Below are 13,355 nucleotides of genomic sequence, written 5' to 3'. Positions count from 1 at the left end.
CTGAGGCGATGGTCCCCCGGGGGCTCCGGGCTCCTGGGGGCTCGGGGCCTCCTGGGGGCTCCGCTCAGACGTCCAGCTGGTCGGCGACCGCGCGCAGCAGGCCCGCGATCTTCTTGCCGTGGACCTTGTCGGGGTAGCGGCCGCGCTCCAGCATCGGCGTGATGTTCTCGAGGAGGGTGGTCAGGTCCTGCACGATGGACGCCAGTTCGTCGGGCTTGCGGCGCTGGGCCGCCGCGACCGAGGGCGTCGGGTCGAGGACCGTCACGGAGAGGGCCTGGTCACCGCGCTGACCGGCGACGACGCCGAACTCGACGCGCTGGCCGGGCTTGAGCGAGTCGATCCCGGCGGGGAGCACCGACGAGTGGACGAAGACGTCACCGCCGTCGTCGCGGGAGAGAAAGCCGAAGCCCTTCTCGCTGTTGAACCACTTGACCTTGCCGGTAGGCACGTCTGTCCTCGTCCTCGTACTCGATGGGTCGCGCACGGCGTGCGCCGGGATGGGGAGGAGCCGCGCTGAAAAGGGCTCCGGATAGCACTACAGCGGGTCGCCCGACCCGCCTGCACCAAGGCTAATGGTCCAGGGGCTGGTGACAAGACGTCACCTGGTTTGTTCCTCCGGCCTGGGAACTACCCTGGCCGAATGCGTAGTGAAACCCGCTCGGACGCCCCCGCCCCCGGCGACGGCCTGGTGCGCTTCGGCGCCGTCGTCTTCATCGTCGGCGCGGTGGCCACTCTGGTCACCGTGGCCCCGCTCTTCCTCGGCACGGACCCCTTCCCGCCCGTCGCCTACGCCGTGTGCATGCTGATGGGCGTCGGCTTCGTCGTCGCCGCCGCCGGGGTGCTGCGCTCGGTCGCTGCCCAGCGGCGTCAGGCCCGGGAGTCGGCCGGGGCCGCGTAGCCCCGCAGCCAGGCGGGGAACGCGGTCAGATCGGCCAGGACGACGTCCGCGCCGGCCGCCCGCAGCTCGGCCGCGTCGCACGGCCCGGTGGTGACCCCCACCGAGAGCGCGCCCGCGGCGCGCGCCCCGCGCACGTCCCCGGTGTGGTCGCCCACGTACACGCCCGCGCCGTGCTCGCGCAGCGCCTCCGCCTTGCCCTCGGCCCACAGCGAACCGACCAGCGCGTCGGGCTCGATGCCCAGGTGCTTCAGGTGCAGGGCGGCGTTCGGACCGTGCTTGGCGGTCACCACGAGCGCGCGCCCGCCCGCGTCGCGAACGGCTTGAATCGCATCCTTCGCGCCGGGCATGGCGGGGGACGGCTCGATCGCGTACTCCGGGTACATCGCCCGGTAGCGCTCGGCCGTCGCCGCGACCTCCTCCGCCGGGAACCAGTGCGCGAGCTCCTGCTCCAGCGGCGGCCCGAGCCGGGTGACCGCGAGGTCCGCGTCGACCGGGACGCCGGTCTCGGCGCTGAGGGCGACGAAGCAGGCGTGGATGCCGGGGCGGGAGTCGATCAGCGTCATGTCGAGGTCGAAGCCGATGACGGGGGTGGTGGGCTGGGCCTGGTCCTGAATACGCATGCCCCCATTCTCCCGCCGGCCGTGATCACCCGGGGGCCGGGGCCAAGGGGCCTCCCAGGCCGGGAGCCGGGGTGGCCCGAACCCAAGAGACCGGCCCGAGTCGCAGGCTCCGGGGTCCGGGGCGCGATCCCCGGGGTCAGTTCGGGCGGTGGCGGGCGCGCCACAGCAGGTAGCCCGCCGACACCACCGCCGCCCCCCTCAACACCCATGGCCACGTCTCCGAGAGCGCCGCCCCCATCGCCGTACCGCCGGGCGCTATCGGGTCGCCCCACTTGGCGTTCACCCGCCCCCACAGCCACACCGCCCCGCCCGCCGCCACCAGGCCCGGCAGCCCGAAGACCGCCCACTTCGCCTGCGGGCGCGTCAGCCTGCGCGAGAGGTACGCCAGCAGCCACCCCAGGCCCAGCGGCAGCGGAGAGCGCATCACCGCCCCGGCCACCAGGAGCACCGCGGCGAGGACCAGCAGCGGGTGGTCGAAGCGGGGCGTGCGCAGGGCCAGCCGCCCGCGCCAGCCGCGCGCCGGGACCACCACGGCCTCCGTGACCGGGGCCCCGGGCGGCCCGGGCGGCTCCGCGGCCCCCTTCACCAGGTCCGCCGCCGGGGCGGCGGCCTCCGGCTCCGGCTCCCCGGGCGGTCGGGGCGGCCGCAGCATCTCGGGCACCTCGACCCCGCCGACGAACCCCGGCACGCCGGTCCCGGGCGCCTGGGTGCGCCACCAGTCGGGCTCCGGCGCATACGCCCCGGTGCCGATCTCGTCCTCGCCCAGCAGGTGCGGCGGGGTGGCCCCGCTCACCGAGGAGGGGGCGGAGGGGGACGACGCGCGCGGACGCGGGATGTGCACGTCCGGGGCCGACCCGCCCGGCGCGCCCGCCGCCGCGACCAGCTCCGCGGGGCTGCCCAGGCGGTCCAGGATGCGGCGCACCGCGGCCGGGCTGTCCTCGGCGCCGGGCCCGCCGCGCGCCGCGTCGATCTCCCGTCGCAGGTCCGTCACCAGGCGCATCCGGGTGCCCGAGGGCAGTTGGTGCTGCTGGGCCAGGTCGCCGACCCGGCTCAGGTAGTCGAAGACCAGCTGGTCGCTCTCGATGCCCACAGTGCCCCTCCGCGCCCCGGGCCGCCCCACCGCCGCCGCCCTGTCCCGACGTTAGCGCCTGCGCAGGGGCTAACGTGGGGCGGATGGCGACCGGTGAGCTGGATCGGGAGGCGCACGTGCCCCAGGAGAACGGCGGTACGGCCCCGCGCACGCTCGCGGAGTCCCTGCGCGGGCGGGGGGACGAGGGCCTCGCGGCGCTGCTGCGCGCCCGGCCCGACCTGCTCACGCCGGTGCCCGGCGACCTGACGCAGCTGGCGACCCGGGCGGGCACCCGCGGTTCGGTGGTGCGCGCGCTGGAGCGGCTGGACGCGTTCGCGCTGCAGGTGGCGCAGGCGCTCGCGGTGGCGCCGGACCCGGCGCCGTACGACGTGCTGCTCGGGCTGCTGACCGGGGACGACGGCGACCCGGTGATCGCGGGCGCGCTGCCGGACACCCTGGCGCGGCTGCGCGAACAGGCCCTGGTGTGGGGCCCGGACGACCGGCTGCGGCTGGTGCGCACCGCCCGCGAGCTGCTCGCCCCCAGCCCCCAGCACCCGTCCGCGACCGGCCTCGGCCCGACCGCGGCGGAGACGGCCGCCGGGATGTCGCCGACCCGGCTGCAGGAGATCCTGGCGGCGGCCGGCCTGCGCGGCACGCACGACCCGGTGTCGGCGGCCTCCGCGCTGACCGGCCTGTTCACCGACCGGGAGCGGATGGGGCGGCTCCTGGACGAGGCGCCGCCGGAGGCCCTGTCGGTCCTGGACCGGCTGGTGTGGGGCCCGCCGTACGGCGAGGTGACGGCGAACCCGACGCCGCCGGTGCGCTGGCTGCGCGACCGCGGCCTGCTGCTGCCCGCGTCGCCGCGCACCGTGGTGCTGCCGCGCGAGGTGGCGCTGCACCTGCGGGCGGGCCGCGCGCACCGGCTGCCGGAGCCGCTGCCGCCCGCCGTGGGCGTGCAGCGCGACCATCGTCCACAGGTTGTGGACAGTACGGCGGCGGGCCAGGCCCACACCGCGCTGGCCACCCTGGAGGAACTGCTCAAGGCCTGGAACGAGGGCGGGCCCGCCGTGCTGCGCGCCGGGGGCCTGGCCGTACGGGACCTCAAGCGCGTCGCCACCGCCCTGGACCTCACCGAGCAGAACGCCGCGTTCTGGCTGGAGCTGGCCTTCGGCGCCGGGCTGCTGGCCTCCGACGGCGAGGCCGACGAGCGGTACGCGCCGACGCCCGAGTACGACGAGTGGGCGGCCCGCCCCGCCGCCGAGCGCTGGGCCTCGCTGGCCGCCACCTGGCTCGCCGCGACCCGCACCCCCGGCCTGATCGGCGGCCAGGACGCCAAGGGCCGCACCCTGTCCGCCCTCGGCCCCGACCTGGACCGGGCCGCCGCCCCCGAGGTGCGCGCCCGGGTCCTCGCGCTGATCGGCTCGCTCCCGGCGGGCGCCTCCGCCGACCCGGACACCGTGCTGGCCCGGCTCCGCTGGGAGCGCCCGCTGCGCACCGGCGCCCCGGCCGGGGACCTGCGCTCGCGGATCGCCGCCTGGACCCTGGCCGAGGCCGAACTGCTCGGCGTCACCGGCCGGGGCGCCCTCTCCGGGCACGCCCGCGCCCTGCTGGGCCTGCCCGCCCCGCAGCCGGAGGATCCCGACGACGACGCCGACTCCCCCAGCGCCCGCCTCCCGGTGCACCACCGCCGCGCCCAGGACGCCACCGGGAAGCTCCCCGCGCCCGCCCGGCACCAGGCCGACCGCGACGCGGCCACCGCCGCCGCGCACGGCTCCCCGGTCCTGGCCGCGCGGGCCCTCGCCCCGCTGCTGCCCGAACCCCTCGACCACGTACTGCTCCAGGCCGACCTCACGGCCGTCGCCCCCGGCCCACTGGAGCGCCCGCTGGCCGAGGCGCTCTCGGTGCTCGCCGACGTGGAGTCCAAGGGCGGCGCCACCGTCTACCGCTTCACGCCCGCCTCGGTGCGCCGCGCCCTGGACGCCGGGCAGAGCGCGGCGGGCCTGCACGACTTCCTGCGCACCCACTCGCGCACCCCGGTGCCGCAGCCGCTCGCGTACCTGATCGACGACGTCGCCCGCAAGCACGGCCACCTGCGCATCGGCGCCGCCTCCGCCTACGTGCGCTGCGACGACGACACGGTGCTCGGCGAGATCCTGGCCGACAAGCGGGCCCTCTCGCTGCGCCTGCGCCGGCTGGCGCCCACTGTGCTGGCCGCGCAGAGCGACCCGAAGACGCTGCTCGACGGGCTGCGCTCGATGGGGTACGCGCCGGCCGCCGAGTCCGCCGACGGCGACGTGCTCGTCACCCGGGCCCGCGCCCACCGCACCCCGGCCCGCACCGCGCCCGCCCCCGTCCCCGACGGCCCGCCCGCACCGGACGACACCCTGCTCGGCGCGGCGGTGAAGGCGGTCCGCGCGGGCGACGCGGCGGCCACCGCCGTACGCAAGGAGCCCGCCGAGGAGTCCGCCGCGCCCCGCGACGGCGAACTGCCCCGCACCTCCCCCGCCGAGACCCTGGCCACCGTCCAGGCCGCCGCGCTCACCGGCTCCGCCGTCTGGATCGGCTACGTCAACGCGGAGGGCGCCGCCAGCCAGCGCGTCATCGCCCCCGTCCGGGTGGAGGGCGGCTTCGTCACCGGCTACGACCACACGGCCGACGAGGTCCGCACCTACCCGCTGCACCGGATCACGGGGGTCGCAGAACTGGCGGACGACCCGGCCTGAGGCGGGCGGGACACGGGAGGGACCCGGGAGGGGCCCGGCGGGAACGCGCGCCGATGCGGCAGACTGGAAGTTTGGCCGCCCACGTCCGGGCGGCCGTCTGCGGGAAGGACCCAAGGCGTTGAACGGACCCCTCATCGTCCAGAGCGACAAGACGCTCCTGCTGGAGGTCGACCACGAGCAGGCCGAGGCGTGCCGCCGCGCCATCGCGCCGTTCGCGGAGCTGGAGCGGGCGCCCGAGCACATCCACACCTACCGGGTCACCCCGCTGGGCCTGTGGAACGCCCGCGCCGCCGGGCACGACGCCGAGCAGGTCGTGGACGCGCTCGTCGAGTACTCCCGCTACCCCGTGCCGCACGCGCTGCTCGTGGACGTCGCGGAGACGATGGCCCGCTACGGCCGCCTCACGCTCTCCAAGCACCCGGTCCACGGCCTCGTGCTGACCAGCACCGACCGGCCGGTCCTTGAGGAGATCCTGCGCTCCAAGAAGGTCCAGCCGCTGGTCGGCCAGCGCATCGACCCCGACACGGTCGCCGTGCACCCCTCCGAGCGCGGCCAGATCAAGCAGACGCTGCTCAAGCTGGGCTGGCCCGCCGAGGACCTCGCCGGGTACGTGGACGGCGAGGCGCACCCCATCGACCTGGAGGAGAACGGCTGGTCCCTGCGCCCCTACCAGCGGCAGGCCGTCGACGGCTTCTGGCACGGCGGCTCCGGCGTCGTCGTGCTCCCCTGCGGCGCGGGCAAGACGCTGGTCGGGGCGGGCGCCATGGCCGAGGCCAAGGCGACCACGCTGATCCTGGTCACCAACACCGTCTCGGCCCGCCAGTGGAAGGCCGAGCTGGTCAAGCGCACCTCGCTGACCGAGGACGAGATCGGCGAGTACAGCGGTACGAAGAAGGAGATCCGCCCGGTCACCATCGCCACCTACCAGGTGCTGACGACCCGGCGGAAGGGCGTCTACCCGCACCTGGAGCTCTTCGACTCCCGCGACTGGGGCCTGATCCTCTACGACGAGGTGCACCTGCTGCCCGCGCCCGTCTTCAAGTTCACCGCCGACCTCCAGGCCCGCCGCAGGCTCGGCCTGACGGCGACGCTGGTGCGCGAGGACGGCCGCGAGTCCGACGTCTTCTCGCTCATCGGCCCCAAGCGCTTCGACGCGCCGTGGAAGGAGATCGAGGCCCAGGGGTACATCGCCCCGGCGGACTGCGTGGAGGTGCGGGTCAACCTCACCGACTCGGAGCGGCTGGCGTACGCGACGGCCGAGGCGGAGGAGAAGTACCGCTTCTGCGCCACCACCGCGACCAAGCGCAAGGTGACGGAGGCGCTGGTCAGGAAGTTCGCCGGCCAGCAGATCCTGGTCATCGGCCAGTACATCGACCAGCTGGACGAGCTGGGCGAGCACCTGGACGCGCCGGTGATCAAGGGCGAGACGTCCAACGCGCAGCGCGAGAAGCTCTTCGGCGCGTTCCGCAACGGCGAGATCAGCGTGCTGGTGGTCTCCAAGGTCGCGAACTTCTCCATCGACCTGCCGGAGGCGACGGTCGCGATCCAGGTCTCGGGCACCTTCGGCTCGCGCCAGGAGGAGGCCCAGCGCCTGGGCCGCGTGCTGCGCCCGAAGGCGGACGGGCACCAGGCGCACTTCTACTCGGTGGTGGCGAGGGACACGATCGACCAGGACTTCGCGGCCCACCGCCAGCGCTTCCTGGCGGAACAGGGGTACGCGTACCGGATCGTGGACGCGGACGAACTGCTGGAGGACCAGGGCCCCACGAGCCCGTCCGGCGCTTGAGGACGGACCCGGAGCCCGGACCCGGAGGGGCTCAGCGGCGGCGGACGCCGGCGTCCTCGGCGTACTCCCCGAGGACGGCCACGCTGACGACGGCGCCGGCGAAGACCTTGACGGCCCGCAGCGCGTTGCCGACGCGGTGCGGGGAGTGGGCGGCGGCACCGGAAGCCGTGGCGCCGCCTGCGCGGCGCTGCCGGCCCGGTACCCGGGTGCTGGGGTGGAGGGTCGTTGCGCTCATGTCTCCATGATGGATTCCGGGCATTCCCTCCACATCGACCTGCGGAGGTAACCCTGGTCGCCCGGAGGTACGACCAGAGGCATAGGGGGTCCCCTACGGGAGGGACAGAGGTCCCGGACCGGTCCCGGCCCGGGACAGGGCCCCGGAGGCCCCGAGACCCCGGCGGCCCCCGCCCCCGGGTGAAAAACAGTTGGCCCCCTCCCCCGCCCCCTGGCTAGAATCCCGCACCTTGCCCGCGCCCCCCTGGGGGAGGCGCCGCCACCCGGCCGGTAACCGGAGGCCCCAGCACCGCACCCACCGCATCGCACCGCCACACGCACGCATCCGGAGGCCCCCCGTGCCCGCGCACGCCCCGACCCACCCCGAAGAACCCCTGGACGACCCCCTCGCCCGCGAGCGCGCCCACCTCTCCGAGTCCCGCGCCGCCCTGCGCACCATGCGCGAGGACGTCGAGGCCCTGGACATCAAGGACGTCACCGCGAACTGGGTGAACGCCGCCGTCCTCGGCGCCCAGATCGAGGAGCGCATCAAGTCGCTCGCCGACCTCTCGCACACCCCGCTGTTCTTCGGCCGCCTCGACTACCTGCACACCACGCAGGAGGGCCAGCGCTTCTACATCGGCCGGCGCCACGTGCACGACGGGCACGGCGACCCGATGGTGGTGGACTGGCGCGCCCCCGTCTCCCAGCCCTTCTACCGCGCCTCCCGCAAGGACCCGCAGGACGTCGGGCTGCGGCGCCGGTTCGGCTACACGGGCGGCGAGCTGACCGCGTACGAGGACGAGCACCTGTCCGACCCGGCCGAGCTGGAGCGCACCTCGCGGCTGCTCCAGGCGGAGATCGAGCGCCCGCGCGTGGGCCCGATGCGCGACATCGTGGCGACGATCCAGCCGGAGCAGGACGAGATCGTACGGTCCGGGCTCTCCGGCACCGTCTGCGTGCAGGGCGGCCCGGGCACCGGCAAGACGGCGGTGGGCCTGCACCGGGTGGCGTACCTGCTGTACGCGCACCGGGAGCGGCTGGCCCGCACGGGCACGCTGGTCATCGGCCCGAACCGCTCGTTCCTGCACTACATCGAGCAGGTGCTGCCCGCGCTGGGCGAGCTGGAGGTGAAGCAGGCCACCGTCGACGACCTGGTGGCGCACGTGGAGGTGCGCGGCGCGGACCGGGCGACGGCGGCCGTGGTCAAGGGCGACGCCCGGATGGCGGCGGTGCTGCGGCGCGCGGTGCGCTCGCACGTGACGATGCCCACCGAGGCCCTGGTGGTGGTGCGGGGTTCGCGGCGCTGGCGGGTCCCGGCGTACGAACTGGAGGAGCTGGTCCAGGAGTTGCTGGACCGGGACATGCGCTACGGCGCCGCCCGCGAGGCGCTGCCGCAGCGGATCGCGCACAGCGTGCTCGTCCGCATGGAGCAGTCGGGCGAGGCCCCGGACGACCGGGTGCAGGACGCGGTGGCGCGCAACGCGGCGGTGAAGGCCGCGGTGAAGCAGATGTGGCCGCCGGTGGACCCGGCGAAGCTGGTCCTGCGCCTGCTGTCGGACGCCGGGGTCCTGGCCGAGCACGCGGAGGGCGTGCTGAGCGCGGAGGAACAGGCCGAGATCCTCTGGGAGAAGCCCGCGCGCTCGGTGAAGTCGGCGAAGTGGTCGCTCGCGGACGCGGTGCTGATCGACGAGGCGTACGACCTGGTGGAGCGCACGCACTCGCTGGGCCACGTGGTCCTGGACGAGGCGCAGGACCTCTCGCCGATGCAGTACCGGGCGGTGGGCCGGCGCTGCACCACGGGCTCGGCCACCGTGCTCGGCGACCTGGCGCAGGGCACCACGCCCTGGGCGACCGCGAGTTGGGCGGACGCGCTGACGCACCTGGGGAAGCCGGACGCGCTGGTGGAGGAGCTGACGGCGGGCTTCCGCGTGCCGCGCGAGGTGATCGCGTACGCCTCGCGCCTGCTGCCCCACATGTCGCCGGGCCTCGCGGAGGTCAAGTCGGTGCGCGAGAACCCGGGTTCGCTGGTGCTGCGCGAGGTCCCGGACGCGTCCGACGTCGACGGGGCGGTGGTGGCGGCGTGCGAGGAGGCGCTGGCGCACGAGGGCTCGACGGGCCTGATCGCGGCGGACGCGCGGATCCCGGCGCTGGAGAAGGCGCTGGAGGCGGCGGGCCTGTCCTGGCTGTCCCCGGGCGAGGAGACGACGCTGGAGTCCCGCCTCACCTTGGTGCCCGCCTCGCTGGCGAAGGGCCTGGAGTACGACTACGTGGTCCTGGACGAGCCGTCGGCGGTGGTCGCGGGAGAGCCGGACGAGCGGACGGGGCTGCGGCGGCTGTACGTGGCGCTGACGCGTGCGGTGTCGGGGCTGACGGTGGTGCACGGGGAGGCGTTGCCGGGGCAGTTGGGCTGACCTGGCGTACAGGTGGCCTAGAGGTGCCCCCGCACGAGGAGCAGGATCACGGTGGCGGTGATCCAGGCGGCGGAGAGGGTGAGCGCGAGGGCGTGACGGCGGGGTCGCCGGGTCATGGGTGGGGGTGGGCTTGGGCCTGGGGGTGGGCTTGGGCCTGGGGGTGGGCCTGGGCCTGGGGGTGGGCCTGGGGGTGGGCCTGGGGGTGGGCCTGGGGGTGGGCCTGGGCGTGGGCCTGGGCGTGGGCCTGGGCGTGGGCCTGGGCGTGGGCCTGGGCGTGGGCCGGGTGCTGCCGCAGGGTGGTGTTGCAGAGGGCTGCGTGTACGGAGTGCCCGGCGGCCCGCGCACCTTGGCGGCGCTCGTGCGCGGACCGGCAGGTGGGGCAGCCGGGGGCGGGGACGGGCTCGGGCGGGACGGTCCAGGGGGCGTACGGGAGCGGGCGCGGGGACGGGTTGGGGGCGGGAGCGGGGGCCGGAGTGGGGCTGGGGGCGGTCACTGGAACCGCTCCCAGGAGCGCTTGTTGGCGAGGGCGTTGAGGGTCTCGATCTCGGTGGCGGGCTCGATGGCGTCGGGGTCGGTGTGCCAGACGTCGGGGGTGGGGCCGAGCCCCCGGAGGATGACCCGCCCGTCGCGGTACTCCTGGACTTGCCCGAGACGCCCGCCGCCGTCGCGGACGATGAGGCCGGCTTCGTAGAAGCGTTGGGGGTGGGGGCGGGGGTTGGACATGAGGCGGTTTCTCCTTGTGGAGAGGGGTGCGGTCGAGCGAACAACTCACAGTCTGATCAGCGGAGTTCTACGCTGGGTAGCCGGACGGCGGGGTTGTCCAGCGCTGTCAGAGGCCGATTCGGCGGCCGAGGAGCGCTGTCGCAGCGCGTCTTGAAGTCAGGGGACGGCACAGGGAGAGTGGCTGTTGAGCAGCAACGACAAACAAGACACGACCCCTGTGGATCTTCAAGGTCTGCGCAATAGGATCTTCGGGGCCCAGCAGCGGCGGCTACGGGAGGCAGCGCGCGTGAGCCTTCAAGCACTGGCCACAGAAGTCGGGTACACGGCCGACTACCTTCGGAAAATCGAGTCCGGTGCGCGCAGGGCACGACCTGAGTACATCACTCAGGTCGACGCGTTCCTGAACACCGGTGGTGTGCTGGCCATCTGCAACCAGGAGCTCATGCAGGCCGACAGCACTCAGTGGTGGATCGACGAGTACTTGGAGGAAGAGAAGAAGGCTCAGCGCATCGACAGGTACGACCCGATCGCCGTGCCGGGGATGCTCCAGACCGAGGCGTACGCGTGGGCCATCCTTCAGCAGCACTACCCGCCCCTGGACGACGACGCTCTGGCCGAGCGCGTACGTAAGCGGCTGGACCGGCAGCAACTGCTCACGCGCCTCCCCATGGCGTCCTTCACGTTCGTGATCGAAGAGTGCGTCCTCCGCCGCCGCGTGGGCGGCGCGGCAGCAACGCGAGACCAGCTGAACCAGATCCTGCGCCTGTCCGAGCTGCGCAACGTGTCAGTGCAGATCATGGACAGCACCACGGCCAAAGCGGGCCTGTTCCACGCCTTCATCCTGTTGGAAACAGACGTCGGGCGGCGCATCGGCTACACGGAGACCGAGGTCGGAAGCCAGTGGGTGACCGACGTGTCCGACGTCAACCGGCTCGAAGGCCGCTACAGCAAGATTCGCGGTCACGCACTGAACGAAGAAGCCTCAGTGGAGCTGATCAGAAAGCTGATCCGGGATCTAGGAGATTCATGATCTATCCGCCCGACACTACGAAGTCGCTTTGGAGGAAGTCCAGCTACAGCTCCAGCACCGGCGAGTGCGTCGAGTTCACCCCGATAGCAGCCGCCCTCGGCGTCATTCTCATACGGGACAGCAAGGCTCCCGAGGGGCCCATCCTCGCCCCCACCCCCGCCTCGTGGACGACGTTCATAAACGGCCTCAAGTACTGACCCACCCCGGGGAGCGGCACCACCGCGGCGCGTCCTGCGCTGTCGGGTGCCGTCGCGCGGGGGCCTGGGGCGGGGCCCGAGAGCCCGCGCCGAATGGGCCCCGGTACGCGGAGCCGGACGCCCTACCCGGGGTGCAGGGGCGCAGCCCCGCAGGGGGTCCGGGGGCGAAGCCCCCGGGAACCCTTCCCCCTTCCCGCCGCCGGAGGCTTTCGGGAAGGGGCGGGGAGGGGTACGTGTCTTGGGCTCGGGCCCTCGCCTTCGGGCCGGGTCCCGCCACCCCGAGGGCCTCGGGCCCCAGACACACCCCCACGCGGCGTGCAGCCGATCCCCGTGCGGCCCAAGGCCCGCACTGTCCGGGGTGGCTCGGCCCGGAGAGGGGTCTGGGGGCCTTGCCCCCAGGCCAGGAACCGGGGATGGGTGGCTGTCGCGTGTGATGCGGGGGGTGGTGCCGGTCTTTTCTCCAGCCCCGCCGGCGGTTGAGGCGTGGCACCGGGTGACTGTCCGGTCATCGTGGCGACAATCAGCCTCTCCGGCGTGTGAGGAGCGGGGGTCTGGGGGCTGGCCCCCAGTGCCCACCATCGCCTGACGCGCCCCGGGCCGCCCGCACGGAACTGCCCCTCCGGCAGCAAGGTGGTCGTGCCCGTACCGGGCGTGGGGTGCGGGCCCGGGCCACGAGGGCGGCGCCCACGCGTGGGTCCCGTCGCACGGGGTGCGGGCCTTGGGGGTCCCCTCCCCACCCCTTCCCGAAAGCCTCCGGCGGTTACCGGCCCAGGTCCTGGGGGCCAGCCCCCAGACCCCCGCTCCTCAAACGCCGGAGGGGCTGGAAAGACGGGGTGAACCAGCTCCGTAGGGGCTGGAATCAGGGGTCGGGCGGCTCCGAACGGCGAGCAACCACGGACCCGGCTGCGAGGCCCCCCGAGGTACCGGAGCCGAATGACCGCCCTCAGACCCCCCTCCGGGCCGAGCCACCCCGGACAGTGCGGGTCTTGGGCCGCACGGGGATCGGCTGCACGCCGCGTGGGGGTGTGTCTGGGGCCCGAGGCCCGCGGGGTGGCGGCACCGGGCCCGGGCAAGGTGATCCGGGAAGGACGGTGGCCCCGGGGCGAGGCGCACCCGGGTGCCCTCGGGTTCTCGTGGCGCGGGCCCAGGACACGTACCCCACCCCACCCCTTCCCGAAAGCCTCCGGCGGTTGTAGGCGCAGGTTCCTGGGGCTCCGCCCCAGACCCCGCTCCTCAAGCGCCGGAGGGGCTGGAAAGACGGGGTGAACCGGCTCCGGAGGGGCTGGAATCAGGGGTCGGACGGCTCCGAACGGTGCGGGCCCCGGGTCGCACGGTGATCGGCCGCACGCCACGTGGGGGTGTGCTCGGGCCCGCACCTGGCGGGGTGGCGGGCCCCAGGCCCGAGGGCCAGGTGACCCGGAAAGCACGGCAGCCCCAGGCAGGGACCCGAGGTCAGGTGACCCAGAAGCCTCGGCGCCCCCGCTGTGAGGCGTAACCCACACCCGGCACCCCCACCGATACCCCCTCCCCGTATCCATACCGAAGGCCCCCCAGCCCCCCGTGGGGAAAGAGCGGGGAAAGAGAGGGCGGGGAACGTGCGTACGGCTGCCTTCGCGGGGCGCGGCCATTAGTCTGGTGGGGTCATTGGACTAGACCTGTAGCCGTAGACACCCGCACAGCTG

At 74.4% G+C, this 13,355-nt stretch carries 12 protein-coding genes; 6 read left to right on the top strand and 6 right to left on the bottom strand.

Features of this window, described 5'->3' with window-relative positions:
- Positions 1-64 precede the first annotated feature (64 nt).
- A complete protein-coding gene (locus tag ABT160_RS14955; protein WP_351647529.1) occupies positions 65-448 on the bottom strand; it encodes a cold-shock protein in 384 nt (127 codons plus the stop codon).
- A 192-nt stretch (positions 449-640) separates the two neighbouring features.
- Here ABT160_RS14955 and ABT160_RS14950 point away from each other — a divergent pair, with 192 nt between their 5' ends.
- Entirely contained in the window at positions 641-898 is a 258-nt protein-coding gene (locus ABT160_RS14950; RefSeq protein WP_351647527.1) for a hypothetical protein, read from the top strand.
- On the opposite strand, the gene ABT160_RS14945 is transcribed toward ABT160_RS14950, so the two are convergent.
- On the bottom strand, positions 868-1,518 hold the full coding sequence (locus ABT160_RS14945) for an HAD family hydrolase (protein ID WP_351647525.1): 651 nt from the start codon (positions 1,516-1,518) through the stop codon (positions 868-870). The two genes, ABT160_RS14950 and ABT160_RS14945, sit on opposite strands and share 31 nt — an antisense overlap.
- A 136-nt stretch (positions 1,519-1,654) precedes the next feature.
- Positions 1,655-2,608: a hypothetical protein gene (locus ABT160_RS14940; RefSeq protein ID WP_351647524.1), complete on the bottom strand. Its 954-nt coding sequence runs from the start codon at positions 2,606-2,608 to the stop codon at positions 1,655-1,657.
- An 83-nt stretch (positions 2,609-2,691) separates the two neighbouring features.
- On the opposite strand from ABT160_RS14940, the gene ABT160_RS14935 reads away from it, so the two are divergent.
- Both ABT160_RS14935 and ABT160_RS14930 read left to right on the top strand, forming a co-directional pair.
- Positions 2,692-5,310: a helicase-associated domain-containing protein gene (locus tag ABT160_RS14935; RefSeq protein ID WP_351647522.1), complete on the top strand. Its 2,619-nt coding sequence runs from the start codon at positions 2,692-2,694 to the stop codon at positions 5,308-5,310.
- Positions 5,311-5,428: 118 nt separating this feature from the next.
- Positions 5,429-7,096 carry a DNA repair helicase XPB gene (locus tag ABT160_RS14930; protein WP_351647520.1) on the top strand — a complete coding sequence of 556 codons (1,668 nt, stop codon included), beginning with the start codon at positions 5,429-5,431 and terminating at the stop codon, positions 7,094-7,096.
- 31 nt (positions 7,097-7,127) lie between these two features.
- Here the strand turns inward: ABT160_RS14930 and ABT160_RS14925 are convergent, their stop codons facing one another.
- Positions 7,128-7,331, bottom strand: a complete 204-nt coding sequence (locus ABT160_RS14925; protein ID WP_351647518.1) for a hypothetical protein — start codon at positions 7,329-7,331, stop codon at positions 7,128-7,130.
- Positions 7,332-7,668: 337 nt separating this feature from the next.
- Between ABT160_RS14925 and ABT160_RS14920 the strand changes: the two genes are divergently transcribed.
- Positions 7,669-9,723 carry a HelD family protein gene (locus ABT160_RS14920; protein ID WP_351647516.1) on the top strand — a complete coding sequence of 685 codons (2,055 nt, stop codon included), beginning with the start codon at positions 7,669-7,671 and terminating at the stop codon, positions 9,721-9,723.
- Between the two features lie 112 nt (positions 9,724-9,835).
- On the opposite strand, the gene ABT160_RS14915 is transcribed toward ABT160_RS14920, so the two are convergent.
- Both ABT160_RS14915 and ABT160_RS14910 read right to left on the bottom strand, forming a co-directional pair.
- A complete protein-coding gene (locus ABT160_RS14915) occupies positions 9,836-10,216 on the bottom strand; it encodes a hypothetical protein (RefSeq protein WP_351647514.1) in 381 nt (126 codons plus the stop codon).
- On the bottom strand, positions 10,213-10,446 hold the full coding sequence (locus tag ABT160_RS14910; protein ID WP_351647512.1) for a hypothetical protein: 234 nt from the start codon (positions 10,444-10,446) through the stop codon (positions 10,213-10,215). The genes ABT160_RS14915 and ABT160_RS14910 overlap by 4 nt, the downstream gene beginning before the upstream one ends.
- Positions 10,447-10,630: 184 nt before the next feature.
- On the opposite strand from ABT160_RS14910, the gene ABT160_RS14905 reads away from it, so the two are divergent.
- Positions 10,631-11,476 carry a helix-turn-helix domain-containing protein gene (locus ABT160_RS14905; RefSeq protein WP_351647510.1) on the top strand — a complete coding sequence of 282 codons (846 nt, stop codon included), beginning with the start codon at positions 10,631-10,633 and terminating at the stop codon, positions 11,474-11,476.
- The gene (locus ABT160_RS14900; protein WP_351647508.1) at positions 11,473-11,673 is read left to right on the top strand and encodes a DUF397 domain-containing protein; all 201 of its coding nucleotides are present in this window, start codon (positions 11,473-11,475) and stop codon (positions 11,671-11,673) included. Before ABT160_RS14905 ends, ABT160_RS14900 begins: the two co-directional genes overlap by 4 nt.
- The last annotated feature ends 1,682 nt before the right edge of the window (positions 11,674-13,355 follow it).

Origin of the sequence: Streptomyces sp. NPDC001941 (assembly GCF_040296945.1) — a bacterium.
Lineage (GTDB): Bacteria > Actinomycetota > Actinomycetes > Streptomycetales > Streptomycetaceae > Streptomyces.
This window is presented reverse-complemented; position numbering and strand designations above follow the sequence as displayed.

What these genes read in the sequence shown, in the direction of transcription:
- ABT160_RS14910 (WP_351647512.1), bottom strand. Translation starts at nt 10,446, where the DNA reads ATGTCCAACCCCCGCCCCCACCCCCAACGCTTCTACGAAGCCGGCCTC.
- ABT160_RS14935 (WP_351647522.1), top strand. Translation starts at nt 2,692, where the DNA reads ATGGCGACCGGTGAGCTGGATCGGGAGGCGCACGTGCCCCAGGAGAAC.
- ABT160_RS14945 (WP_351647525.1), bottom strand. Translation starts at nt 1,518, where the DNA reads ATGCGTATTCAGGACCAGGCCCAGCCCACCACCCCCGTCATCGGCTTC.
- ABT160_RS14900 (WP_351647508.1), top strand. Translation starts at nt 11,473, where the DNA reads ATGATCTATCCGCCCGACACTACGAAGTCGCTTTGGAGGAAGTCCAGC.
- ABT160_RS14950 (WP_351647527.1), top strand. Translation starts at nt 641, where the DNA reads ATGCGTAGTGAAACCCGCTCGGACGCCCCCGCCCCCGGCGACGGCCTG.
- ABT160_RS14925 (WP_351647518.1), bottom strand. Translation starts at nt 7,331, where the DNA reads ATGAGCGCAACGACCCTCCACCCCAGCACCCGGGTACCGGGCCGGCAG.